Source organism: Actinacidiphila sp. bgisy160 (genome assembly GCF_057707815.1).
Genome location: NZ_JBYIQW010000006.1, coordinates 19,458 through 45,014, shown reverse-complemented (window position 1 = coordinate 45,014; position 25,557 = coordinate 19,458). Strand labels below are relative to the sequence as shown.

Here is a 25,557-nt window from a genome sequence, read left to right as displayed (position 1 = left end):
GGGGCGCCCGCGCGGTGTTCGCGCGGGCGCCCCTCGTGGGCGGTACGGCTGGTGCTCAGTGCACCGCGTGGACGACGTCCTTCTCCTCGGCGAAGTGGCACGCCGACTCGTGCGCGGCCGGGGTGTCGTCACCCTGGAAGCGCTGCGGGATGGCCAGCAGCGGCTCCTCGGTGGCGCACCGGTCCTGGGCCTTCCAGCAGCGGGTGCGGAAACGGCAGCCCGACGGCGGGTTGGCCGGCGACGGGACGTCACCGGTCAGGATGATGCGCTCGCGGTGCTCGCGCGCCTCCGGGTCCGGCACCGGCACCGCCGACAGCAGGGCCTGGGTGTACGGGTGGGTCGGGTGGTCGTAGATCTCGGTGTCGGTACCGATCTCGGCCATCTTGCCCAGGTACATCACGCCGACGCGGTCCGAGATGTGGCGGACGATCGACAGGTCGTGCGCGATGAAGATGTAGGAGAGGTTGAACTCGTCCTGCAGCTTCTCCATCAGGTTGATCACCTGCGCCTGCACGGAGACGTCCAGCGCCGAGACCGGCTCGTCGCAGATGATGATCTCCGGGTTGAGCGCCAGGCCGCGGGCGATGCCGATGCGCTGCCGCTGGCCGCCGGAGAACTGGTGCGGGTACCGGTTGATGTACTCCGGGTTCAGGCCGACGACGTCCAGCAGCTCCTGCACCTTGCGGCGCCGGTCGCCCTTCGGGGCCACCTCGGGGTGGATGTCGTAGGTCTCGCCGATGATGTCGCCGACCGTCATCCGCGGGTTCAGCGAGGTGTACGGGTCCTGGAACACCATCTGGATGTTCCGGCGCACGGCCTTCAGGGCGCGGCGGGACAGCTTGGTGATGTCCTGCCCCTTGTAGAAGACCTCGCCGGCGGTGGCCCGCTCCAGGTTCATCAGCAGCTTGGCGACGGTCGACTTGCCGCAGCCGGACTCGCCCACGATGCCCAGGGTCTCGCCCTGGTACAGGTCGAAGGAGACCCCGTCGACCGCCTTGACGGCGCCGATCTGCTTCTTGAAGAGGATGCCCTGGGTCAGCGGGAAGTGCTTGACCAGGTTGCGCACCTGGAGGATCGGCTCGCCGCGCTCGACCGGCTTGGCGATCGCGGCCTCCACCGCCGCCACCTCGTCGGAGACGGCCTCGTCGTTCTTGGTGACGTCAGCCATGGATCGTCTCCTTCCAGAAGTGGCACGCGCTGCCGCGGCCCGGCAGCTCGCTGCCGTCCTGCTCGGTCACCCGGTGCAGCGCGGGGACCTCGGTGCGGCAGATGTCCTGCGCCATCTCGCAGCGCGGGTTGAAGGCGCAGCCGGTGGGGATGCGCAGCAGGTTCGGGGGCAGGCCCTTGATCGCGTAGAGCTCCTGGCCCTTCTGGTCCAGGCGCGGGATCGACTCCAGCAGGCCCTTGGTGTACGGGTGCGCCGGGCGCTTGTAGATCTCGTGCACGGGCGCGGTCTCCACGATCCGGCCCGCGTACATCACGGCGATCTTGTCCGCGACGTCGGCGACCACGCCGAGGTCGTGGGTGATGAGGATCAGGCCCATGTTGTACTCGCGCTGCAGGTCCGCGAGCAGGTCCATGACCTGCGCCTGCACCGTCACGTCGAGCGCGGTGGTCGGCTCGTCGGCGATGATCAGCTCGGGCTCCAGGGCGAGCGCCATCGCGATCATGATGCGCTGGCGCATACCGCCGGAGAACTGGTGCGGGTAGTCGTTGACCCGCTCCTTCGCCGCCGGGATGCGGACCCGGTCCATCATCTCGATGGCCTTGGCCTTGGCTTCCTTCTTGGACAGGCCCTGGTGGACCCGGAACATCTCGCCCAGCTGGTAGCCGACGGTGAGCACCGGGTTCAGCGAGGACAGCGCGTCCTGGAAGATCATCGCGATCTTGCGGCCGCGGATCTTCCGGCGCTCCTCGCCCGACATCTTGAGCATGTCGCGGCCCTGGAAGAGGATCTCGCCCTGCGGGATCCTCCCCGGCGGCATGTCGAGGATGCCCATGATCGCCTGCGCGGTGACGGACTTGCCGGAGCCGGACTCGCCCAGCACTGCCAGCGTCTCACCGGCCGACACCGTGTAGTTCACACCGTTGACGGCCTTGGCGACGCCGTCCCGGGTGTGGAACTCCACGTGCAGGTCGCGCACTTCCAGCAGCGGAGCGGCGGCGTCCCCGGTACGGGGCGCGGGCACGTCCGCGTTCTTGTCGATGATGGTCACGTACGCCTCCCTCAGCGCAGCTTGGGGTCGAGGGCGTTGCGGACCGCATCGCCGAGCATGATGAACGCCAGGACCGTGATGCTCAGCATGATCGACGGGTACAGCATGATGTGCTGCGCCGTACGGATCTGCTGGGCACCGCCGGAGATGTCCTGGCCCCAGGAGACCACGGACGTGGGCAGACCGAGGCCGAGGTAGGACAGGGTCGCCTCGGCCGAGATGTAGCCGCCGAGCGCGATGGTGGCGACCACGATCACCGGGGCGACGGCGTTCGGAAGGATGTGCTTCATCAGGATCCGGGTGGTGCTCGCGCCCAGGGCCTGGGCAGCGTGCACGTAGTCGGCCTGCTTGATCGTGATCACCGAACCGCGCATGACACGGGCGATCTGCGTCCAGCCGAGGAAGGCCAGGGCGCCGGAGACCACCCAGACGGTGCGGTTGGTGAAGGAGTTCAGGACGACCAGCGTGCCGAGCAGGAAGGGGACCGCGAAGAAGATGTCGGTGATCCGGGAGAGGATCGTGTCGACCCAGCCGCCAAAGTAGCCGGCGATCATGCCGACCAGGCCGCCCAGCACGGTGACCAGGACGGTCACGCTGATGCCGACCGTGATCGAGGCCCGGGTCCCGTAGATCACTCGGGCGTAGACGCTGCGGCCCTGCCCGTCGTAACCGAGCCACTCCGCCGAGAACACCTTCCCGTACTCGGGCTTGCCCAGGTAGTGGTTCCGCAGGTCGGCGTAGGTCGGCGAGGCGCTGGTGAACAGGCCCGGGAAGATCGCGATGATCAGGAGGAGCAGGATCAGGATGCCGGAGACCACGAAGTAGGGGTTGCGGCGCAGGTCCCGCCAGGCGTCGCCCCACAGGCTGCGCGCCTTCTCCGCCTGGGACACGGCCCCGGTGACGGCAGCGGCGTCCGCGGCCGTGGTGGCCGCCGGGTCCGCGTTCTCGACGGCGGTCTTGGTGACGTCAGGCATAACGGATCCTCGGGTCCAGGACCGCGTAGAGCAGGTCGACGATCAGGCTGGTGAAGAGGAAGACCAGCACGAGGACGGTGACGAGGCCGACCAGCGTGGTCCCCTCGCGGCGCAGGATGGACTCGTAGATCGTGCCGCCGACACCGTGGATGTTGAACAGACCCTCGGTGACGACCGCACCGCCCATCAGGGCGCCGATGTCCGTGCCGAGGAAGGTGACCACCGGGATCATCGAGTTGCGCATCAGGTGCACACCGACCACCCGGCGCCGGGGCAGGCCCTTGGCGACGGCGGTCCGCATGTAGTCGGCGCGCAGGTTCTCGGCTATGGAGGTACGGGTGAGGCGCGCCACGTAGGCCAGCGAGAGGCTGGCCAGCACGATGGCCGGCATCAGCAACTGGCTGTAGTTCGTGTCGTCCTGGACGTTCGGCGTCATCCATCCGAGCTGGAAGGCGAAGACCAGCTTGAAGATGAAGCCGAGGACGAAGACCGGGACCGAGATCAGCAGCAGGGTGAAGATCAGCACCAGCGAGTCGGCGAGCTTGCCCGCCCGCATGCCGGCCCAGACACCGAGGGCGATGCCCACGACCAGCTCGATCACGAAGGAGAGCCCCGCGAGCCGGAACGTCACCGGGAACGCGTCGCCGAGCACGTCCCGCACCGGCCGACCGCTGGCAATCTGATTGCCGAAGTCGAAGTGCAGGATGATGCCCGTCATGTAATCCCAGTACTGCTTCAGGATCGGCTGGTCGAGACCGAGCTCGTGACGGATCCGCGCCACGGTCGCCGGATCGATGCCCTTGTCACCGCCGAGCGCCCGTACGGGGTCGCCGGGGAGGGCATAGACCATGAGAAAGATCAGCAGAGTCGTCCCGATGAAAACCGGGATCATCTGGAGCAGTCGCCGCGCGACGTAACGCCCCATCGTGCCTCCATGTCAGTCGCTGTGGCAGCAGAGACGGGCCCTTCCCCCGTCCTCCCCTTCGGGAAGACGGGAGAAGGGCCCCCCAGCCGTTGCCTGCACCCCGCGCGTCTGACGTCTCCGTCAGCCCCGCACCGGCGTGCTCACTACGCGATGGTTACTTCTTGACCTCGACGCCGGTGAGGATCGGGTCACCGTTCTGGGCGTACTGGACGTTCGAGACGTTCTCCGAGTAGCCGGCGTTGACCTTGTAGTACCAGAGCGGGATGGCGGGCATGAGCTCGACCATCTTCTTCTCGACCGCCTGGTACTCCTTGACCGACTCGTCGAGCGTGGCCGCGGTGTCGGCCTTCTTGATCATCGCGTCCAGCTCCTTGTTGGAGAAGCCGGACTGGTTGCCCGCCGAGGTGGTGGCGTACAGGTCGCGGATGAAGTTGGCGTTCACGGGGTAGTCGAGCACCCAGCCACTGCGGTAGATCGACTTGACCTCCTGGGCGTCGCGGGCGTCCAGGTCGCTCTGGAAGTCGGCCTTGGAGTCGCCGGAGCACTTGACGCCGGTCGCGTTGGTGATGCTGTTGCAGACGGCCTCCACCCACTCCTTGTGGCCGCCGTCGGCGTTGTACTGGATGGAGATCTTGTTGCCGGGGACGCCGCCGCCGGCCTTGATGAGCTCCTTGGCCTTCGCGGGGTCGTACTTGAAGACGTCGCCGCCCACGTTGTCCTGGTAGCCGAGCACGCCCTTGGCGACGAAGCCGGTGGCGGGCTCACGGGTGCCCTGGAGAACGGTCTTGGTGATGGTGTCGCGGTCGATCGCCATCGACAGACCCTGGATGACCTTGGGGTCGACGTTCTTCCACTGCTTGGAGTAGAAGGCCGGGACGATGGACTGGATGGCGGAGTACGCCTGGTCCACGGCGCGGTCGCCGAGGTCGTCACGGTAGACCGGGAGGTCCTTCGGGCCGATCTGACGCAGGACGTCGACGTTGCCGGACTTCAGGTCCTCGTACGCAGCCTCGAGGCCGGTGTAGTTCTTGAAGATCACACCGCCGTTCTTCGCCTTGTCCGGGCCCTTGTAGCCGTCGAAGCGCTTGACCTCGATCTGCTTCTTGTGGTCCCACTTGACGAACTGGTACGGGCCGTTGCCGACCGGGTTCTCACCGGCGGCCTTCGGGTCCTTGTAGAAGGACTCCGGCAGCGGCGAGAACACCTCGTAGCCGAGCTTGTACACGAAGTACGGGATCGGGGTGGTGAGCTCGATGGTGAAGGTCTTGTCGTCGACGACCTTCAGGCCGGACATGGTGTCGGCCTTCGGCTTCGCACCCTCCTTGTCCGGGTGGACGTCGGCGAAGCCCTTGATGTCGGCGAACCACGACGCGTTGGTCTGGGCGTTGTTGATGTTGGCGGCCCAGTTCCACGCCTTGACGTAGGACTCGGCGGTCACCGGAGTGCCGTCGTGGAAGGTCCAGCCGTCCTTCAGGGTGACCGTGAAGGTCTTGTTGTCCTTGGTGTCCACCGACTTGGCGTTCACCATGACGATGTTGCCCTTGGGGTCGTAGTCCACGAGCTGCGCGAACAGCGAGCGGACGACGATGCTGCCGTTGGACTCCATGGTGTTGGCAGGCTGCAGGGGGTTCTGCGGCTCGCCGACCTCGACGGAGAACTTGCCGTTGGGGTTGACGCCGCCAGCGTCGTTCTTGCTGCCCTTGTCACCACCGCCGCCACCGCAAGCGGTAGCAGCCATGGCAACGATGATCGCGCCTGCGACCCAAGTGGCGCTCTTGGCACCGCGCATGGGTTTGCCTCCTCAGGAGTCACTGTTCTTACGTGAAAGGGCCGGCCTCACTGACACCCCTGACAGTGATACCGGTCACCTGTGCTCGTGAGTCGGCGCTCCCCATAAGCGCTTGGACCCATTGACCCGAGCTCAACGGCTCCAACTATCGGTCACGTTGGGCCTACGAACCACACACTTACGATCTCGTTTTGGTCACAACCGGCCCAAAACAATCCCGCAATTCGGACATTTGGATTGTAGACAGACACCGACGAAACGGACTTGTAACACAAGTACCGGTGAACGCCGTCCGGTATCCGGACGTCGCCGGACTGAAATCCGGTTGCCCTCAAAGCGCGTAGATTCCTCGCGAATGTACGTGCCTGACGGGCCGACAGGGAACGAGGTGTCGCGCCCACGCCACTGGCGCAACCGCGACACATCGCCACTCCAGGGGCCGAACCGCGCACAGTGGGCGCCGCCGCGGTGAGTTCGGTCACATCAGGCCCCGCAAAGGCCCCGTGATGTGACCGGCCTCACGGGAGACTGCGCTCCGCTCGCACGGGATCGACGTGGATGTCCGGCGATGTCGTAGCTACGCCACGGCCGTCCGGAACCGGCTGCGAAGCGGCCCGGCCGCCCCCGTGTGACCGGGGACGGCCGGGCCGGTGTCGCACACCGCCGAGGAACCCGTCCGCGCCGCCGGCGCGGACCGCGGGGCCTCAGCGCTTGGCGCGGGACGCGGCGCGGCCGCGCTCCTTCTGGTCCAGGACGACCTTGCGGATGCGGACGGTCTCCGGGGTCACCTCGACGCACTCGTCGTCGCGGCAGAACTCCAGGGACTGCTCCAGGGAGAGCTTGCGCGGCGGCACGATGGACTCGGCCACGTCCGCGGTCGAGGACCGCATGTTCGTGAGCTTCTTCTCCTTGGTGATGTTGACGTCCATGTCGTCGGCGCGGGAGTTCTCGCCGACGATCATGCCCTCGTACACCTCGGTGCCCGGCTCCACGAAGAGCACGCCGCGCTCCTGCAGGTTGGTCATCGCGAAGGCCGTGACGGCACCGGCACGGTCGGCGACCAGGGAGCCGTTGTTGCGGGTCACCAGCGTGCCGAACCAGGGCTCGTGGCCCTCGTGGATGGAGTGGGCGATGCCCGTGCCGCGGGTGTTGGTCAGGAACTCGGTCCGGAAGCCGATCAGACCGCGGGACGGCACGATGAACTCCATGCGGACCCAGCCGGAGCCGTGGTTCGACATGTTGTCCATCCGGCCCTTGCGGGTGCCCATGAGCTGCGTCACCGCGCCCATGTGCTCCTCGGGCACGTCGATGGTGATCCGCTCCACCGGCTCGTGGACCTTGCCGTCGATCTCGCGGGTGACCACCTGCGGCTTGCCGACGGTCAGCTCGAAGCCCTCCCGGCGCATCGTCTCGACCAGGATGGCCAGCGCCAGCTCACCGCGCCCCTGCACCTCCCAGGCGTCGGGGCGCTCGGTCGGCAGCACACGGAGACTGACGTTGCCGATCAGCTCGCGGTCCAGCCGGTCCTTGACCAGACGAGCGGTGACCTTGCGGTCCTTGACCGCCGACTTGTCGGCGCCCTTGCCGCCGGGGCCGCGGCCGACCAGCGGGGAGGTGTTGGTGCCGATCGTCATGGAGATCGCCGGCTCGTCCACCGTGATCAGCGGGAGCGCGACCGGGTTCTCCGGGTCGGCCAGCGTCTCGCCGATGGTGATCTCGGGGATGCCCGCGACGGCGCAGATGTCGCCGGGGCCGGCCTTCTCGGCGGGCTTGCGGGTGAGCGCCTCGGTCATCATCAGCTCGGTGATGCGGACGTTCTGGATCGAGCCGTCGCGCTTCATCCACGCGACCGTCTGGCCCTTCTTGAGCTCGCCCTGCTCGACGCGGAGCAGCGCGATACGGCCCAGGAAGTTGTCGGCGTCCAGGTTGGTGACGTGCGCCTGCAGCGGGGCGCTCTCGTCGTAGGACGGGGCCGGGACGTGCTCCAGCAGGGTGGAGAAGAAGGGCTCCAGGCTGTCGCTGTCGGCCGGGACGGTGCCGTCCTCCGGCTTGGTGAGAGAGGCCACACCGTCACGCGCGCAGGCGTAGACGATCGGGAACTCGATCTGCTCCTCGGTCGCGTCCAGGTCCAGGAACAGGTCGTACGCCTCGTTGACGACCTCGTCGATCCGGGAGTCCGGGCGGTCGGTCTTGTTGATGCAGAGGATGACCGGCAGCTTCGCGGCCAGCGCCTTGCGCAGCACGAAGCGGGTCTGCGGCAGCGGGCCCTCGGAGGCGTCCACGAGCAGCACGACCGCGTCGACCATCGACAGACCGCGCTCGACCTCACCACCGAAGTCGGCGTGGCCGGGGGTGTCGATGATGTTGATCGTGATCGGCTCGCCACCGTCCTTGGGGTGGTACTTCACCGCGGTGTTCTTGGCGAGAATGGTGATGCCCTTCTCGCGCTCCAGGTCGTTGGAGTCCATCACGCGGTCGTCCACGTGCTGGTGCGCTGCGAAGGCTCCCGCCTGCTTGAGCATGGCGTCGACCAGTGTCGTCTTCCCGTGGTCGACGTGGGCGACGATGGCGACATTACGAATGTCGTTGCGCGTGGGCATACTGCGGCGCTTCTCCCGGGTTGGTGGGTGTGGCGGCATACCCTCGTCGGCACACCTGCCGCCGGGCGAGTCGAGCCACGGCCTCACTCCATGGTACGGGGCTCGGGCGGCGGAGACCGCCCGGGCATGATCGCCGCTGTCGTCACGGGCTCACGCGGTGGCCGTGTGCGGGACCGGTTCCGCCCGTGGGCCGAGGCCGAGCGCCTGCGCCAGGCGCTCGAGCACGGGCAGCGCCGGTTCGGTGCCTCCCGCCTCGGAGCGGGCCACGGCGGACTGGGCCAGCCGTGCCCGGCGGCGGAGATCCGACCGGGCATGGACAGCTCAAGGCGACGGTGACGCACTGCGGCCCGAGCTCGTGCGGCAGCCGGGCCGCCGCGTACTCCTCCTCGATCTCAGGGGTGACCTCGCGGCCCCTTCGCGCCTCGGCGAGCGTTGCCGGGGGTGGCCCTCTGGAGGAGGCCGAGCAGTCGCTCACCCGGAAGAAGAGGTCACTTCCTGAAGCCGATGTCCTGGAAGCGCGGCGTCGCGAAGCCGAAGGCGCCCGCGTTGAGGACGTCCTTGCGCAGCGCGACCAGCTCGGGGCGCTGGTAGAGGGGGATGGACCCGGCGGCCGCCCAGATGCGGGCGTCGGCGCGGGCGGCGAAGTCGCGGGCCTTGACCGGGTCGAGTTCGCCGGCGGCCTGGTCGAAGAGCTGGTCGATGAGGTCGGTGCCCACCCGGGGATAGTTCTGCGCGACCACCAGCGAGCCGTCCGGCGCGGGCTCGGGCTTGGCGAAGATGGGGCGGGTGTCGGTCGCCGGGAAGGCGGTGCCGGGCCAGCCGTAGAGGGTGAGGTCGAAGTCTCCGGCCGCGATGTGGTCGCGGAAGAAGCTGTCGTCGGCGACCCGCTGCAGCTCGGTGCGCACGCCGATGCCGGAGAGCATGGTGGCGATGCGGTCGCCGACCGCGTTCAGGGTCGTCGAGGACTTGGGCAGCACGAAGCGCAGCGTCAGCGCCTTGCCGTTCTTGCGCAGCACCGTCTTGGCCGGTTCGACGACGCTGACCTCGACCTTGTGCACGGGCGCCGCCTGGTTGCGCTCCGCCGCCCCGGCACCGGGGCGGGCGCCTGTCCCGGCCCCGGGATCCAGGGCGGTGCGCTGCCAGCCCGCGTCGGCCAGGAGGGCGCGGGCGGCCTTCGTGTCGGACGTGCCCAGGGCGGAGCTGTGGTCGGCGTACCCGGCCTGGGTGAGCAGCAGCAGATGGTTGCCGAGCGGTTCGTCGGGCAGGCCGAGCGGTCCCAGCACCGACTTGGCGATGGCCCGGCGGTCCACCGCGCGGGCCACGGCGTGCCGCACCTGCTCGTCGGCGAGCGGCCCGGTGGAACCGTTGAGGGCGAGCTGGGTGTAGGAGGCGGCGCGCGTCCGGTAGACGGCCACGTGCTTGCCGGTCACGTCGCGGTCGACCTCCGCCACGTCCAGCTTGCCGGAGGCCAGGTCGGCGGCCCTCTGGTGGGCGGGCGTGGCGGCGAGGACCAGCTGGGACAGCTTGGCGCGGTCGCCCCACCACTTGGTGTTGCGGACCAGCGTGACGGACTTCCCGCTCACGCTGCCCAGCGCGAAGGGCCCGCCGGCCACCGGCAGGGTCCGGCGCGCCCCCTCGTTGAAGGCCTTGGATGTGCCGGTGACGCCCTTGGGGTAGAGAGGGGTGAACAGCGACTGCCAGTCCGCGTACCGCTTGCCGAAGGTGACCTTCACCTCGTGCGCGCCCTTGCCGGCCGTGACGGAGGAGATCCGGTCGTACCCGGCGTTGCGCGCGGTCCAGTACGCGTCGTCGGTGCCGCGCAGCGCCTTCCACTGGGCGGCGAAGTCGGCGGCGCCGATCGGGCGGCCGTCGCTCCAGACCGCCTTCGGGTTGAGCCGGTACGACACGACCTGCTGCGGCTCGCTCCGCACCACCTTCGCCGACCGCAGCAGATCGGTGTCCATCTGCGGGCGGCCCTTGCCGTCCAGCCGGAAGGCAGCCGGCAGCACGGCCCCGGCGACCAGGGCGGTGGCCTCGTTCGCCCCGGCCTGGAACGCGTTCAGGGTGCCGGGGGCCGCGTCCACGGCCCAGCGCAGGGTGCCCCCGTCGCGTACCCCGTCCCGGGGCGCCGAGGCGAGGTCGGTCCCTGCGAGGGGGTCGTCCTTGCCGGCGGAGCACCCGGCGGAGGCGGCGACCGCGGCGGCCAGTGCCACGGCGGTCGCGGAGCGGATCAAGGTGGCGCTGCGGGCCATGCGTGCGTACCTCCGCGAGGGGGCCGTGATCACGGGACGGTCTATTTGCCGCTTATCGCACCTACTGAAAGCCATTCCGCGGCCCCGGACGCCTTCGACACGTCGCGCGCCCCCTCCTCCCACCCACCCGGCGCAACGCCCCCGCGACCCCCGCCCCGGTGCGCCGGTCGCCACCCCCGCACGGGTGCGCGGCCTTAGGGGGAATCGCGCGCCACGGCGCGTTCGCACCGGGCGCGCGCCACCCATAGGTGGGAGAATCCCTGCAGATCTCTTCCCAAGCGCGACTGTGACGCGCGACACTCGCTTGGCGCTAGCGTCGTGCACCCGCAACGTGGCGGAGGTGAGGACAGCCATGTCCCTGCAGGACGAACTTGCATCGGTACAACGCCGGCTCGATGAACTGGGCCGGGCCGTGTCCAAGCTGGAGCAGCACGTCGGCGACAGCCTGGACATGAGACGCGTGCGTGCCGACACCAAGCACCTCAGCGACGATCTCGCGCTGCTGCGCGACAGCGTCGGCACCACCACCCCGGCCGGTCAGAAGCCGCGCCAGGAGATGGTGACGATCCCGGATACGCCGTACGACCCCAGTCTCTGGTCCGGCGCGGAAGACGAAGGGCTGGGGGCGCCGGACCGCCGAGCGCCCTAGGGAGTAGTCCTTGGCCACCGACACACAACCCCCCGCTCCACCGACTCCGCCCGCTCCACCCGCGCGCCACGGCGTCCTTTCCGCCGGGCGCGCGGCCATTCCGGCACGGCATCTGCGCACCGACCGCTGGTGGCTGCAGCCCCTGCTGACCGCGCTCGGGCTGAGCGCCTTCGTCGTCTACTCGACGTGGCGGGCCTTCGCGAACGCGCACTACTACGCCGAGCCGTACGTCTCGCCGTTCTACTCGCCCTGCCTGGGCTCCACTTGCGTGGACATGCCGCTCGGCGCCCGCTGGCCACTCTTCGGCGACTGGTGGGGGCTGTCCCCTGCCCTGCTGGTGCTGATCTTCCCGCTGGGCTTCCGCCTCACCTGCTACTACTACCGGAAGGCGTACTACCGCGGCTTCTGGGCCTCGCCGCCCGCCTGCGCGGTCGCCGAGCCGCACGAGAAGTACACCGGTGAGACGCGGTTCCCGCTGATCCTGCAGAACATCCACCGGTACTTCTTCTACTTCGCCATCCCGGTCGCCGCGATCCTGACCTACGACGTCGTGCTCGCCTTCCGGGACGAGCACGGGGCGTGGGGCCACATGGGCCTGGGCACCCTGGTGCTGCTGGTGAACATCGCCCTGATCTGGGCGTACACCGTCTCGTGCCACTCCTGCCGGCACATCGTCGGCGGCCGCCTGCGGCACTTCTCCAAGCACCCGGTGCGGTACCGCATGTGGACCTGGGTGGGGAAGCTCAACTCCCGCCACATGCTGCTGGCCTGGCTGTCGCTGGCGAGCGTGGCGCTCGCCGATCTCTATGTCTACCTGGTCGCCAGTGGGGCGTTCGACGATCCGAGGTTCTTCTGATGGCACAAGTCGAACGGCACGCGTACGACGTCGTCGTGGTCGGCGCGGGCGGGGCGGGGCTGCGCGCCGCCATCGAGGCGCGCGAGCAGGGCATGCGTACCGCCGTGATCTGCAAGTCGCTCTTCGGTAAGGCCCACACGGTGATGGCCGAGGGCGGCATCGCCGCGAGCATGGCCAACGTCAATCCGCACGACAACTGGCAGGTCCACTTCCGCGACACCATGCGCGGCGGGAAGTTCCTCAACCAGTGGCGGATGGCGGAACTGCACGCCCGGGAGGCGCCGGACCGGGTGTGGGAGCTGGAGACCTGGGGCGCGCTCTTCGACCGCACGAAGGACGGGAGGATCTCCCAGCGCAACTTCGGCGGCCACGAGTACCCGCGCCTGGCGCACGTCGGCGACCGCACGGGCCTGGAGCTGATCCGCACCCTGCAGCAGAAGATCGTCTCGCTGCAGCAGGAGGACCACCGCGAGTACGGGGACTACGAGGCCCGGCTGAAGGTCTTCCAGGAGTGCACGGTCACCCGGGTGCTCAAGGAGGACGAGCGGAGCGAGATGGGGGTACCCCCCGGCCGGAGTCCCGGGGGGAGGGTCTCCGGCGTCTTCGGCTACGTCCGCGAGTCGGGGCGCTTCTTCGTCATCGAGGCGCCCGCCGTGGTGCTGGCGACCGGCGGCATCGGCAAGTCCTTCAAGGTGACGTCGAACTCCTGGGAGTACACCGGCGACGGGCACGCCCTGGCGCTGCTGGCCGGGGCACCGCTGATCAACATGGAGTTCGTGCAGTTCCACCCGACGGGGATGGTCTGGCCGCCGTCGGTGAAGGGCATCCTCGTCACCGAGTCGGTCCGCGGCGACGGCGGGGTGCTGCGCAACTCCGAGGGCAAGCGGTTCATGTTCGACTACGTCCCGGACGTCTTCAAGGAGAAGTACGCGCAGAGCGAGGACGAGGGCGACCGCTGGTACGAGGACCCGGACAACAACCGCCGGCCGCCGGAGCTGCTCCCCCGCGACGAGGTGGCCCGGGCGATCAACTCCGAGGTCAAGGCCGGTCGTGGTTCCCCGCACGACGGGGTGTTCCTGGACGTCTCGACCCGGTTGCCCGCCGAGGTCATCCGGCGCAAACTGCCCTCGATGCACCACCAGTTCAAGGAACTGGCGGACGTCGACATCACCGCCGAGGCCATGGAGGTCGGCCCCACCTGCCACTACGTGATGGGCGGCGTGGACGTCGACCCGGACACGGCGGCGGCGACCGGGGTGCCCGGGCTGTTCGCGGCGGGCGAGGTGGCCGGCGGCATGCACGGCTCCAACCGGCTGGGCGGCAACTCGCTCTCCGACCTGCTGGTCTTCGGGCGCCGGGCGGGCCTGCACGCGGCCGAGTACGCGGCCGGGCTCGGCGGCACGCGGCCGGCCGTCGCGGAGTGGCAGGTCGACACCGCCGCGGCGGAGGCGCTGCGGCCGTTCAGCGCGGAGGCCGGAGCCGTGCCGGACGGGGTCCCGGAGAATCCGTACACGCTCCACCAGGAGCTGCAGCAGACGATGAACGACCTGGTCGGCATCATCCGCCGGCAGAGCGAGATGGAGGAGGCGCTGATCCGGCTGGAGGCCCTGCGGGTGCGGGCCCGGCGGGCCGGCGTCGAGGGGCACCGGCAGTTCAACCCGGGCTGGCACCTCGCCATCGACCTGCGGAACATGCTGCTGGTGAGCGAGTGCGTGGCCCGGGCGGCGCTGGAGCGCACCGAGTCCCGGGGCGGTCACACCCGGGACGACTACCCGGAGATGGATCGCCGCTGGCGCAAGCTCAACCTGGTCTGTGCACTGGCCGACCCGGCGGACGCGTTCGGCGAGGTGTCGGTCAGGCGGCGCGAGATGGACCCGATCCGGCCCGATCTGCTCGCGCTGTTCGAGAACGACGAGCTGCTGAAGTACCTGACGGACGAGGAGCTGGACCGGTGAGCACGTACACGGCGCACTTCAGGGTCTGGCGCGGCGACGCGGACGGCGGCGGGCTGCAGGACTACCGGGTCGAGGTCAACGACGGCGAGGTGGTCCTCGACATCATCCACCGGCTGCAGGCCACCCAGGCGGGCGACCTGGCGGTACGGTGGAACTGCAAGGCCGGCAAGTGCGGCTCGTGCAGCGCGGAGGTCAACGGCAGACCGCGGCTGATGTGCATGACCCGCATGTCGGTGTTCGACCGGGACGAGACCATCACCGTCACGCCGATGCGGACCTTCCCCGTGGTGCGGGACCTGGTGACCGACGTGTCCTTCAACTACGAGAAGGCGCGGGAGGTGCCCTCCTTCGTCCCGCCCGAGGGCGTGGCGCCGGGCGAGTACCGGATGCTCCAGGAGGACGTGGAGCGCTCGCAGGAGTTCCGCAAGTGCATCGAGTGCTTCCTGTGCCAGGACATCTGCCACGTGGTCCGTGACCACGAGGAGAACAAGAAGGTGTTCGCCGGTCCGCGCTTCCTGATGCGGGTGGCGGAGCTGGACATGCACCCGCTGGACGCGGCGCAGGAGCAGGGCCTGGACCGCAAGCGGTCGGCCCAGGACGAGCACGGGCTCGGGTACTGCAACATCACCAAGTGCTGCACCGAGGTCTGCCCCGAGCACATCAAGATCACCGACAATGCGCTCATCCCGCTCAAGGAGCGCGCGGTGGACCGCAAGTACGACCCGCTGGTCTGGCTCGGCAACAGGATCCGGCGCAGGACCTGAACCGCCCGGTCCGCTCCCGCGGTGGAGGCGCTGCTCAAAAGAGGCTGAGCAGCGCCTCTATCGTGTCCTCGCCCGTGCTGCCGCCGCCGTCCGAGGGCAGGTCCAGCTCGAACCAGACGGTCTTGCCGCGGTGGGTGCGGCGGGAGCCCCAGCGGCTGCTGAGCAGGGAGACCAGTTGCAGTCCGCGGCCGCCCTCGTCGGTGGCGCGGGCACGCCGGCGGCGCGGCTGGACGAGCGCGTCGTCCCAGACCTCGCAGACCAGGGTGCGGTCGCGCAGCAGGCGCAGCCGGATGTCGCCCTGGCCGTGCCGCAGGGCGTTGGTGACCAGTTCGCTGACGAGCAGTTCGGTGGTGTCGACCAGCGCGGCCAGGTCCCAGGCGAGCAGGCAGTCGCGGGCCAACTCGCGGGCGCGGGCCACGGAGCGGGGGTTGGGCTCCAGCGTCCAGTCGCCGACGGAGTCGTCGGGCAGGCCGTGGACGCGGGCCATGAGCAGGGCGATGTCGTCCTCGCCGTGGGCGGTGTCGAGCCGGGCGAGTATGTGGTCGCAGACGTCCTCCAGCGGGCGCTGGGGTTCGTCGAGCGCGGCGCGGAAGGCGCGCAGGCCCTCGTCGAGGGGGTGGTTGCGGGACTCGACGAGGCCGTCGGTGTAGAGGGCGAGGAGCGCGCCGTCCGGCAGGTCGACCTCGACCTCCTCGAAGGGCTCGCCGCCGACGCCCAGCGGCATGCCGGTGGGCACCTCCAGCATCATGGCCTGCTCGCCGGGTTCGACCAGGACCGGCGGCAGATGGCCGGCGTTGGCGATGGTGACCCGTCGCGTTATGGCGTCGTAGACGGCGTAGACGCAGGTGGCGAGGTACACCTCGGACAGGTCCGAGCCGTCGGCCTCCTTGCCGCGCCGACCGCTGCGGCCGTCGCCGCTGCCGCCGAGGCCGCGGGCGACCTCGTCGAGGGCGGAGAGCACGTCGGCGGGTTCGATGTCCAGCAGCGCCAGGGTACGTACGGCGGTGCGCAGCTCACCCATGGCGACGGCGGCGCGCAGTCCGCGGCCCATGACGTCGCCGACGACCAGCGCGGTGCGGTGGCCGGGGAGTTCGATGACGTCGAACCAGTCGCCGCCGACCTCGGTCTCCATGTTGCCGGGCAGGTAGCGGCAGGCGATGTCGAGTCCGGCGGCCTCGGGGTTGCCGGGCGGGAGCAGGCTGCGCTGCAGGATGAGGGCGCGTTCGTGCTCGCGCCGGTAGAGCCGGGCGTTGTCGATGAAGACGGCGGCGCGGGCGGCGAGTTCCTCGGCGAGCATCCGGTCGCGCTCGGAGAACGGTTCGCTGCCCTTGGCGCGGGCGAACTGGACCAGCCCCAGGACGGTGTCGCGGGCGACGACGGGCACGGCGAGGGTGGACTGCACCAGGCCCCCGCCGAGTTCGCCGAGCTCCACCTCCGGGTCGCCGCCGTCGGCGCCCATGACCTGGGTCTGGGCGGTGCGCAGGGCCCCCGCCCAGGGCGAGTTGAAGGGGTAGCGGTGGACCGCGCCCACCGAGACCGGGCCGCCGGCGTGGCCGCCGTCCAGGGGGGCCACGGGCGCGTCGGAGACAGCGCTGGCGAAGGCGACCCGCCGGACCTCGCCGCTCCCGTCGGCGGTGCCGACGGGGCCTTCCTCGCCGACCAGGAGCGCCTGGTAGAGGTCGACGGAGGCCAGGTCGCAAAAGTGCGGAACGGCGACGTCGAGCAGTTCGCGGGCGGTGGTCTCCAGATCCAGGGAGCTGCCGATCCGCCTGCTGGCCTCGTTGAGCAGGGCCAGGTTGCGGCGGGTGTGCGCGGCCTCCCGCTCGGCGCGCTGGCGCCCGGTGACGTCCTGGGCGAGACCGGCGACACCGATGGGGCGGCCGCTGCCGCTGTGCAGCCGGTACAGCGAGATCGCCCAGCGCCTGCGGTTGTTGGCGCCGGACCCCGAAGGGACGGTGCCGACGATCGTCATGTCCAGGACCGGGTCGCCGCTGTCCAGCACCTGCTTGAGCGCGGCGGTGAGCCGGTCGGCCTCGACGCGGGAGAGGAAGTCGTGCGGGGTGCGGCCGCGGTGGTCGCCGGGGCTGCGTCCGAAGACGGTGGCGAAGCGCTGGTTGACGCGGAGCAGCTTGAGGTTGGTGTCGAAGAGGATGAAGCCCATCGGCGACTGGCCGAAGACAGCCTGCGAGGAGGCGATATCGGTCTCGATCTGGCGCAGCACGCGGACGTCCACGGCGATGCAGAGTGCCCCGCGCCGGCCCGTCTCGCTGCGCGAGGGCATCACGTAGACCTCGGCCAGCCCCTCCTGGCCCGCCTTGTCGCGGTAGGGCACGGTGCCGATCCACTCGCGGCCGTCGAGGATCTCCGCGATCCGCTCGTGCGCCCGGGTACGCCGGTCCTCGGGGACGAAGGCGGCGATCGGGTCCTGGCCGAGCGCCTCGGACGCGGGAACGCCGAAGAAGTCCTCGGCGCGCTCGCTCCATTGCTCGATCCGCCCGTCCGGGCCGAGGGAGAACGAGGCCACCCGGATGTAGTCGTAGAGGGAGCCGGGCGGACTGGACTGCCAGGCGCTCTGTGTCACGGCCTCAGGGTTCCGGGGCCCAACAACCCCCGACGGCTCATCGTTCACGCCCGACCCCTCCAGCTCACACATACGGACCGGCTGGTGCCGAGTATTCAGCATTACCCCCGTTCCGCACATGCACTTGTCGATCACAGCATCATCTCGAGGCGTATGAATTCCGCTGACGCCCCACTTCAACTACCCTGCTCCGGCCCGCCGAACCGTGCGTGACCGGTCATCCGAGGGGGCCGCCCGCGACGGTCGCCGGGGCGGGGAAGGCAAGCTCGAACCAGACGGTCTTTCCCAGCGGGCCGTGCCGGGTGCCCCAGCGCCGGGAAGCGTGGGCCACCAGTTGCAGCCCGCGGCCGCCCTCGTCCTCCTCGCCCGTGGCGCGGCGGCGGGGCGGGTCGGGCAGCGGGTCGGAGACCTCGACGAGCAGCGAGGTGCCGCGCACCATGCGCACGCCGATCGGACCGCGCGCGTACCGCAGGGAGTTGGTGACGAGTTCGCTGACGAGCAGCACGGTGACGTCGGTGAGGTCGCGCAGCCCCCACTCCGCGAGGGTCTGCCGTACGTGCCGCCGGGCACGGCGGACGGCGCTCGGCTCGGCCCTGAACGTCCAGTGGACGGTGCTGCCCTCCGGGAGGCCGCCGAGACGGGCCATGAGCAGGGCCACGTCGTCGGGTTCACGGCCCTGGGCGAGGGTGGCCAGCAGGTCGTCGCAGGCCTCCTCCAGGGAGCGCAGCGGACGGCGGGCGAGCACCGACCGCAGCCGGTCCATGCCGACTCCGATGTCCTCGCCGCGCGCCTCGACCAGGCCGTCGGTGTAGAGCACGAGGACGGAGCCGTCGGGCACCTCGAGTTCGACCGACTCGAAGTCCACGCCGCCGACGCCGAGCGGCACCCCGGCCGGGGACTCCAGCAGCCGGGCCCGGCCACCCCCGTGGGCGCCCGGCTCCACCAGCACCGGCGGCGGGTGCCCGGCGCGGGCCACGGCCAGTCGCAGCGTGGAGGGGTCGTAGACGGCGTAGACGCAGGTCGCCGTCCAGCCCTCGGCGGTGCCCGCGGCGAGGTCGTCGCCGAGGTCGTCGACACGGCGCAGCAGTTCCTCCGGCGCCATCTCCAACGCGGCCAGGGTCCGTACGGCGGTGCGCAGCCGGCCCATCGTGGCGGCGGCGCGCAGCCCGTGGCCGATGACGTCCCCGACGACGAGGGCGACCCGGCCGCCGGCGAGCGGGATGACGTCGAACCAGTCGCCGCCCGCCGCCGCCCCGGTGCTGGCGGGCACGTAGCGGAAGGCGAGGCCGACGCCGGGCGGCTCGGGCACGCTGCGCGGCAGCAGGCTGCGCTGCAGCATCAGGGCGCCCTCGCGTTCGCGGATGTAGAGGCGGGCGTTGTCCAGGGCGGCGGCGGAGCGGTCGCACAGTTCCATGGCGAGGTCGACGTCGTCCTGGTCGAAGGGTTCGCGCCCGCCGGCGCGGCTGACGACCAGCAGCCCGAGGACGATGCCGCGGGCCCGCAGCGGGGCGACCAGCAGCGAGCGGACGCCGAGGTCCAGGGCGGCCTGCACCTTGGGGTCGCCGGGGAAGGTGGCGACGGAGTCGCGCAATTCGTCCGCGCTGCTCACCAGGGCGGGCCGCGCGCTGTGCAGCACGGAGCCGAAGACGGACGCCCGGTCGACCTGGATCACCTTGCCGATGCCGAGCATCCTGTCGACCAGGGGGCCCTCCTTGACCGCGCCGATGCCGAGCTGGCGCATCTCGGTGCGCTCCCCGTACGGGGCCCCGGGCAGTTCCCCGCCGTCCGGCACGGCCGGGTGCAGGATCACTCCGCTGTAGTCGCAGAACCGCGGTACGACGGTCGTGGCCAGTTGCTCGGCGATCCGCCGTACGTCCAGCAGGTCCGCCAGGCGCGAGCCGACGTCGTTGAGCAGCGCCAGCCTGCGCCGGGTGCGCTCGATCTTCTCGGCGCTCTGCTGACGCTCCGTCACATCCATCACGCTGCAGCTGATGCCCAGCACCCGGCCAGCGCGGTCCTCCAGCCGGTGGTACGACACCGAGCGCCAGCCGCCGGACGGACCCGGCACGACGACGTCGATGACCGGGCGCCCGGTGGCCAGCACGTGCCGCTGGAGGGTGGTGAGCTCGTCGGCGGCCCCGGCGGTCACGATCTCCTCGACGCGGTGGCCGAGGGTGTCCTCGGCGGGGACCGCGTTCATCCGGGTCAGGGCCTCGTTGACGCGGACGTAGCGCAGCTCGGTGTCGAAGATCGCGACCCCGAGGGGCGAGGAGTCGAAGAGCGAGTCGAGTGCCGCCAGGTCGTGCTCCATGCTGCGGACCCGGCTGGTCTCGGCGATCGACACCAGGACGAAGGGCCGGCCGTCGCCGTCCACGAGGAGCGAGGCCCGCGCCTCGACCTGCACCTGGTGGCCGTCGCGGTGCCGGACGGAGAGGATGCCGTCCCAGCCGCCGGTGCGCAGCAGCTCGGCGAGGATGCGTTCGGAGGGGCCGGGGCGGGGCACGGAGGCCGTCCGGCGGGTGGCGGGCGGTGCCTGGCGCGGCCGTCCTTCCTCGCCGAGGTCGATCAGGGCGGAGACCCGGCGGCCCACGATGTGCTCCCCCGCCCAGCCGAGCATCTCCTCGGCGAGGGGGCTCCAGAGCAGGACGCGGCCCGAGGTGTCGAGCATGACGACGGCCAGCCGCAGGGTGTCCAGCAGCGTCCCGGAGGCGGTGGGCCCGCCCGGTACCGGTCCCGTGGGCCCGGGCCGGAGCCCGGCGTGGGCGCGCTCGCGCGCGGCCGCGGACTCGGGGTGTCCCGGTCCCTCGCCCTTCCCTGTACCGTCCTCGCTCCCGCTCACGCGTGGGGACCCCAGACCATTGCAGGGTCACCGGCTCCAGCCGGCCGACCACCTTCGGATCAATCCCCACATACCCGATATTCCTCGCCGCATATCCGTCCTGGTGCGCCGCGGGGGTGGTCCCGGGTGGTGCGGGGCGGTCAGCCCGAAGTGGGGCCCTGGGTGGCGGCCCGGGCTGCCGCCCAGGCGGCCGCGGGGCGGTCCTGGTCGAGCCAGTCGACCTCGCCCAGGCGGTCGGGGGTGAGCCAGCGCAGCTCGTCGTGGTCCTCCAGGGGCCGGGGCTCCCCGGACAGGATGCGGGCGGTCCACACCTGCAGGACGTAGCCGGGCTTCAGCGGCCATTCGCCGGGAACCCTCTCCAGCGCCTCGGCCTCCACGCCCAGTTCCTCGCGGAGCTCCCGGATCAGCGCCTGCGGCGCCGTCTCCCCGGGTTCGAGCTTCCCGCCGGGCAGTTCCCACCGCCCCGCCAGCTCCGGCGGCGCGCTGCGCCGCGCCGCGAGCAGCCTGCCCTGGTCGAGCACAGCGGCGCCGACCACCACCGTCACGTCACGCGTCGTCATGGGCGGCACCCTATCCGTGGCGGACCGGCCAGGGCGTGTCGTCACATGCCCGCCTGCCCCGCGGCGCCTGGCACGGCACCTGGCTGCGTTGTCGAATCGTCCGAGTAGCCCACTACGAGGACGACTCTCCGCCTTGCGATGCACCGCACCAGACACCGCGGGGCCCGCCCTCCGGGCGGCCGGCGCTCATGCGACGACACGCCTAGGACGCGCGCCGGTCGATCCGCTCGACGAGGTAGAGCTGCTTGTGGCCGCGCGCGTCGAGGGTGTCGGCGACGCGTTCGGCCTCCCGCCGGGTGGCGTAGCGGCCGACCCGGTAGCGGTTGCCGTTGTCGTCCTGGCGTATGACGACCCAGACCAGCTCACTCATCGGATCTCCTCCAGGTGCGCCACGTTGGCCCGGTCGTCGTCCTCACCGCTCGGGGCGCCGGCGAACCAGGCGTCGAGGATCTCCCGGAGCAGGGGCTCACTGGTCAGACGCAGGCTCAGGGCGAGGGCGTTGGCGTCGTTCCACTTGCGGGCGCCGTCCGCGGAGTACGCGTCGACGCAGAGCGCGGCGCGGACGCCGGGCACCTTGTTGGCGGCGATGGAGGCCCCCGTGCCCGTCCAGCAGCACACGACGGCCTGATCGGCGCGGCCCTCCGCGAGGTCCCGCGCGGCGCTCTCCGCGCTCCAGGCCCAGTCCTTGCGGTCGCCGGCGCGCAGGGCACCGTGGGTGCTCACGGTGTGCCCGCGGCGGCGCAGTTCGTCGACGACCAGCCGCGCGACCGGCTCGTCCATGTCCGAGGAAACGGCGATGCGCATATGCCGGAGCCTACGCCCGAACGTGACGCGCCGGACACGTTCGGGCAGCATTCGACACGATCGGGCCATGTTCGATTGGGAGTTGACTCAGAAAGGGCGCTTGTCCGCGCTCTCCGCGCATCGGCGTGCGCCCCGGCGCCGCCCGCCGTGGACCGCGCACCTCCCGCGCCGCATGACCACGCCGCCCACCAGCGCGCTCGCGGGCCCCCGGCGCGCGGGCGGGGTCACTTCACGGGCATCCGGTACGACACCCGGTAGCGGTCGGCCGGGATGACGATGTCCGCGGTCTCGACGGGCAGCCCGGAGGCGTAGTACGTCCTGCGGATCTCGATGACCACGTGCCCGGGCACCCCGCCCAGCACCGCGGTCTCCTCCGCCAGGCCCGGCCGCGCGCCGACGTCCTCGGCCACGTTGTCGACCACGATCTCGAGCGCGGCCATCCGCTCCACCACGCCCTGGCCGGCCAACGGGCCCTCCTCCGGCAGCAGGACGGGCGAGCGCCCGGTCACCGACAGCGGCTCCCAGGAGGTGGCGAGCATCATCGGCTCGCCCTCCGTCCGGTAGAGGTAGCGCGTGCGCATGACCCGGTCGCCGGGCTTGATGCCCAGCCGCTCGGCGATACGCGCGTTCGCCGAGTCCTGGAAGCTGCCGGCCTCCCAGGTGCCCTTGAAGCCCTCGTCGGCCTGCTCCTGCCGGAACGGCGTCGCCTGGCCGCTGCCCGGCCGGTAGCCCGTGCGCACGACCAGCCGCGGGTCGGGGCGTTCGCGCACGTACGTCCCCGAGCCGGAGCGGCCCTCGACGAAGCCCTCGGCCATCAGCACCTTGCGGGCTTCCAGGGCGACGGTGTCCGACACCCCGTACTCCGCCCGGATGCGGGCCTGCGAGGGCAGGCGGGTGTGCGGAGGGAGGCTGCCGTCGAGGATCTTCCGGCGGAGATCCTCGGCGACGCGCAGGTACGCGGGCTGCTCACCGAAAGGCACGTGCCCCTCCCTCGGGTTGACTGTGCGCAACAGCTTGACAACTCAGGGTTGCCACCCGCAAGCCTTCCGCAAGGCTTTACCCGTGTCGTGTCACCCGGGCAGCAGATCGAAGGCCGCGAGCACCACCCGGGCGTGCTGCTCCGCCTGGTGGCGCACCGGGATCCAGCGGGCCCGGTGCGCCGTCTCGTACGCCTCGCACCAGTCCGCCACCAGCCCCTCCAGCAGCTGCCGCACCGCCACCAGCGGAGCGGGTGCCTGTTCCACGGTACGGACCACCCGCAGCAGCATCGCGGCGGCGCGCAGCGGCAGTCGCTGCGCGTAGATCTCGACGCTGCTGACCCGGGCCCGGGTCATCGCGGGCAGCGGCGGCGCGGCCGCGGTGCGCAGGGCCGGGTCCCAGTCCGCGGCGAGCGCCGGGCCGACCGCGACGATCTCCCGCGCCGCGCGCAGCAACGGCCCGCCGTCCCCGGGCAGGTGCGGCCGCACCTGCCCGACGAGGCCGCCGACCAGCAGGCTGGACCGGCGCAGCGCCTCCCCCGCCGTGCGCAGCGCGCCGTCGGCGCCCGGATGCGGCGAGGTGTCGGCGGCGCGGTCGCACGCCCACATGGGCACCTCGGCGATCGCGGTGACGCCGCCGTACCGGTGGGCGTACGTCCACGTGGAGTTGGAGGCGTCCTCGCGCGGGCCGCCGGGCGGCGGCAGCACGTACACCCCCGGTCCGGGGCTCGGCCAGTGGAAGGCGTCGGAGGAACCCGCCTCCAGGGGGATGTCGAACTCGGCGGCGGACTTGGCGATCCGCTCCGCGAGCCGCGGGATGTCCCGGGTCACCTGGATGAAGGTGCCCCCCACGTCGATGCCGTGCAACGAGCACTGCAGCACCGGTCGCAGTTCGTCGATGACCCCGATCAGCGCGCGGGTCTCGGGCAGCGCCCCGTCCAGCGTGCCGTCGTCCGGCAGCCACTCGGGCTGCTCGGCGGCGCGCGGCCGGAAGAAGTGCCGGTAGTGGCCGAGCATGGTGAACCGGCCGTCGGGAACGGCCTCGTTGAGCCGCGCGCCGTCCGGGTCCGCGCAGAGCAGGAAGTGCCAGGCGGCGTCGGCGCCGTCGCGCAGCACGGGGTCGGCGGCGACCCGCCCGGCCAGCAGCAGCACGGTGGCGCCGCCGACCATCTCGTTGGCGTGCGGGCCGGCCACCACCAGGACGTTGCGCGACCCGTGCCCGACCGAGAGCAGCAGCAGCGGCTCCCCGGCCCGGGACAGACCCACCGTCCGCAGCCGGCAGACGTCGGGCCGGCGCAGCGCCAGTGCCCTGGCCGCCGCGGCGACCTCGTCCACGGTCGGATAGCGCTCGCCGACGGCGGTGTCCCCCGGAGATGTCATGCAGCCCCCCGCATCCGTCCCTACGGTCAGGTTCGGATTGTTCCAATCCGTACGGAGCGGGGGCTAGGCCCTGTCGTCAAAGTAGCTCCGGCCGACCGAAGGGCGGGCCCGGCGGTTCCCCCGGCTCCGCTGGGAGGCGGCCCCAGGTGCGGTGCGTCGCAAGACGGAGGGTCGTCCTCGTGGTGGGCTGCTCGGACGATTCGGCAACTCCTCCCGCGAAGGCCGGGGAGTGCCGTGTTACGGCAGGGCATCAAGCGCGTCAGGCGGCTGTCGGACCCGGCATGACGGAGGGGTACGACTGCTGACGCAGTCGTACCCCTCCTCCGCTCGGCGGGTGTCAGTGCCGGCGGGCGGCCTGACGGCGACGGGTCGCGAGGACCACACCGCCACCGGCGGCCAGCAGCACGGCCGCGGCGGCCGAGAGCATGCCCACGTTGCCGCTGCCGGTCTCGGCGAGGTCGCCCGAGCCGCCGTTGGGGGACTCGGAAGTCGCGGCCTCGACGGACTCGGAGGCCGAGGCGGACGCCGAAGCCGACGCCGAGGCCGACGCCGAGGCGGTGGCCGACGGGGTCTCGGTCGCGGCGGGGGTGGTCTCCTCGCCGCCGGCCGGGGTGGTCTCGTCACCGGCGGGGGTGGTCGGGGTGGAGTCGGCGGGGGTGTTCGGGACGGTCTGCGTGGTGCAGTCCTTCGTGCCGCCGTTCCACCAGGCGATCTTCTTGTCGCCGATGACCGCGTGGTTCGGGCCCTCGGGCAGGTCGCCGTGCTCGTAGCCGTCGTTGGCGTCCAGGACGCCGTCGTACTTCTTGTTGCCGTAGTACAGGTCGACCTGCGCGAAGCAGGTGACGTCCGGCACGGCGACGTCGAGCGTGTCGGTGCCCGTGCCGGTGGTGATCTTCACGGTGTCCCAGTCGTGGAACACCTGCTTGCCGGAGGTCTGGAAAGTGGCGCCGTGGGTGCGGTACGAGGCGAGGGACACGGTGCAGGACGAGGAGCCGTCCGCGACCCGGACCTTGACGTGGACCTTGCCGTCCTCGCCCGGCTTGAGGTTGACGTCGTCGACCTTGACCGACGGGTACCAGGCCGTGCCGTCGAGCGAGAACTCGCAGCGGTCGGTGGAGGTCTTGGTGCCGCCGCCCTGGCCGGGCTCGTAGCCGTGGTGGCCGCCGCGGTCCCAGCCCTTGCCGCCCGGGCAGTCGCCGGCCCAGGCGGAGGTGGCCCCCACGGCGGTGAGGGCGACGGCCGCGGCGCTCACGCCCAGCAGCCGTCCGACGGTGACACGTCGCGATATGGACATGCAGAACCCAATCTTGGCGTTGCGTGGCCCGGCGGGCGCGGCTGACGGCAGCTCTCCCCGTTCGTGAGCAGGCCGAGGCGTCACCGGGCGAGTGGTCGAAGTGCACACGGGGCTCATCGGCCCCAGCGGCACCACGCATCGT

19 protein-coding genes are annotated in these 25,557 nt (G+C 71.1%); 4 read left to right on the top strand and 15 right to left on the bottom strand.

Going from position 1 to position 25,557, the window contains the following annotated elements:
• Nucleotides 1-55: 55 nt before the first annotated feature.
• The 7 genes from AC3EUJ_RS07930 to AC3EUJ_RS07900 form a co-directional block, all read right to left on the bottom strand.
• Complete coding sequence (locus tag AC3EUJ_RS07930; RefSeq protein WP_431960297.1) at nucleotides 56-1,168, bottom strand: ABC transporter ATP-binding protein; 1,113 nt, start codon at nucleotides 1,166-1,168, stop codon at nucleotides 56-58.
• Nucleotides 1,161-2,216, bottom strand: coding sequence for an ABC transporter ATP-binding protein (locus AC3EUJ_RS07925; RefSeq protein ID WP_431960296.1), 1,056 nt, complete (start codon nucleotides 2,214-2,216; stop codon nucleotides 1,161-1,163). The genes AC3EUJ_RS07930 and AC3EUJ_RS07925 overlap by 8 nt, the downstream gene beginning before the upstream one ends.
• Before the next feature lie 11 nt (nucleotides 2,217-2,227).
• The gene (locus AC3EUJ_RS07920) at nucleotides 2,228-3,190 is read right to left on the bottom strand and encodes an ABC transporter permease (protein ID WP_431960294.1); all 963 of its coding nucleotides are present in this window, start codon (nucleotides 3,188-3,190) and stop codon (nucleotides 2,228-2,230) included.
• Entirely contained in the window at nucleotides 3,183-4,115 is a 933-nt protein-coding gene (locus tag AC3EUJ_RS07915) for an ABC transporter permease (RefSeq protein ID WP_431960293.1), read from the bottom strand. Before AC3EUJ_RS07915 ends, AC3EUJ_RS07920 begins: the two co-directional genes overlap by 8 nt.
• A gap of 154 nt (nucleotides 4,116-4,269) precedes the next feature.
• Nucleotides 4,270-5,904 carry a peptide ABC transporter substrate-binding protein gene (locus AC3EUJ_RS07910; protein ID WP_431960292.1) on the bottom strand — a complete coding sequence of 545 codons (1,635 nt, stop codon included), beginning with the start codon at nucleotides 5,902-5,904 and terminating at the stop codon, nucleotides 4,270-4,272.
• 704 nt (nucleotides 5,905-6,608) lie between these two features.
• Nucleotides 6,609-8,504, bottom strand: a complete 1,896-nt coding sequence (gene typA / locus AC3EUJ_RS07905; protein WP_431960291.1) for a translational GTPase TypA — start codon at nucleotides 8,502-8,504, stop codon at nucleotides 6,609-6,611.
• Nucleotides 8,505-8,992: 488 nt separating this feature from the next.
• Nucleotides 8,993-10,756: an ABC transporter family substrate-binding protein gene (locus tag AC3EUJ_RS07900; protein ID WP_431960290.1), complete on the bottom strand. Its 1,764-nt coding sequence runs from the start codon at nucleotides 10,754-10,756 to the stop codon at nucleotides 8,993-8,995.
• Nucleotides 10,757-11,108: 352 nt separating this feature from the next.
• Here AC3EUJ_RS07900 and AC3EUJ_RS07895 point away from each other — a divergent pair, with 352 nt between their 5' ends.
• Genes AC3EUJ_RS07895 through AC3EUJ_RS07880 form a run of 4 tightly spaced genes read left to right on the top strand, consistent with a single transcriptional unit; the run spans nucleotide 11,109 to nucleotide 14,980 of the window.
• Nucleotides 11,109-11,405, top strand: a complete 297-nt coding sequence (locus AC3EUJ_RS07895; RefSeq protein ID WP_431960289.1) for a hypothetical protein — start codon at nucleotides 11,109-11,111, stop codon at nucleotides 11,403-11,405.
• Between the two features lie 10 nt (nucleotides 11,406-11,415).
• A complete protein-coding gene (locus AC3EUJ_RS07890) occupies nucleotides 11,416-12,261 on the top strand; it encodes a hypothetical protein (RefSeq protein ID WP_431960288.1) in 846 nt (281 codons plus the stop codon).
• A complete protein-coding gene (locus tag AC3EUJ_RS07885; protein ID WP_431960287.1) occupies nucleotides 12,261-14,216 on the top strand; it encodes a fumarate reductase/succinate dehydrogenase flavoprotein subunit in 1,956 nt (651 codons plus the stop codon). The genes AC3EUJ_RS07890 and AC3EUJ_RS07885 overlap by 1 nt, the downstream gene beginning before the upstream one ends.
• Entirely contained in the window at nucleotides 14,213-14,980 is a 768-nt protein-coding gene (locus AC3EUJ_RS07880; RefSeq protein WP_431960286.1) for a succinate dehydrogenase/fumarate reductase iron-sulfur subunit, read from the top strand. The genes AC3EUJ_RS07885 and AC3EUJ_RS07880 overlap by 4 nt, the downstream gene beginning before the upstream one ends.
• 34 nt (nucleotides 14,981-15,014) lie before the next feature.
• On the opposite strand, the gene AC3EUJ_RS07875 is transcribed toward AC3EUJ_RS07880, so the two are convergent.
• The 8 genes from AC3EUJ_RS07875 to AC3EUJ_RS07840 form a co-directional block, all read right to left on the bottom strand.
• Nucleotides 15,015-17,633 carry a SpoIIE family protein phosphatase gene (locus AC3EUJ_RS07875; RefSeq protein ID WP_431960285.1) on the bottom strand — a complete coding sequence of 873 codons (2,619 nt, stop codon included), beginning with the start codon at nucleotides 17,631-17,633 and terminating at the stop codon, nucleotides 15,015-15,017.
• 145 nt (nucleotides 17,634-17,778) lie between these two features.
• Nucleotides 17,779-20,400 (bottom strand): SpoIIE family protein phosphatase, encoded by a 2,622-nt coding sequence (locus tag AC3EUJ_RS07870; protein WP_431960284.1) that lies wholly within the window; start codon nucleotides 20,398-20,400, stop codon nucleotides 17,779-17,781.
• Between the two features lie 140 nt (nucleotides 20,401-20,540).
• A complete protein-coding gene (locus AC3EUJ_RS07865) occupies nucleotides 20,541-20,960 on the bottom strand; it encodes a (deoxy)nucleoside triphosphate pyrophosphohydrolase (protein ID WP_431960283.1) in 420 nt (139 codons plus the stop codon).
• 202 nt (nucleotides 20,961-21,162) lie between these two features.
• On the bottom strand, nucleotides 21,163-21,330 hold the full coding sequence (locus AC3EUJ_RS07860; RefSeq protein WP_431960282.1) for an SPOR domain-containing protein: 168 nt from the start codon (nucleotides 21,328-21,330) through the stop codon (nucleotides 21,163-21,165).
• On the bottom strand, nucleotides 21,327-21,764 hold the full coding sequence (locus AC3EUJ_RS07855; protein ID WP_431960281.1) for an RpiB/LacA/LacB family sugar-phosphate isomerase: 438 nt from the start codon (nucleotides 21,762-21,764) through the stop codon (nucleotides 21,327-21,329). The genes AC3EUJ_RS07860 and AC3EUJ_RS07855 overlap by 4 nt, the downstream gene beginning before the upstream one ends.
• Nucleotides 21,765-21,988: 224 nt before the next feature.
• Nucleotides 21,989-22,744: a GntR family transcriptional regulator gene (locus AC3EUJ_RS07850; protein ID WP_431960280.1), complete on the bottom strand. Its 756-nt coding sequence runs from the start codon at nucleotides 22,742-22,744 to the stop codon at nucleotides 21,989-21,991.
• A gap of 90 nt (nucleotides 22,745-22,834) precedes the next feature.
• Nucleotides 22,835-24,121 (bottom strand): M14 family zinc carboxypeptidase, encoded by a 1,287-nt coding sequence (locus AC3EUJ_RS07845; protein WP_431960279.1) that lies wholly within the window; start codon nucleotides 24,119-24,121, stop codon nucleotides 22,835-22,837.
• A 337-nt stretch (nucleotides 24,122-24,458) separates the two neighbouring features.
• Nucleotides 24,459-25,415, bottom strand: a complete 957-nt coding sequence (locus AC3EUJ_RS07840; protein WP_431960278.1) for a hypothetical protein — start codon at nucleotides 25,413-25,415, stop codon at nucleotides 24,459-24,461.
• Nucleotides 25,416-25,557 lie beyond the last annotated feature (142 nt).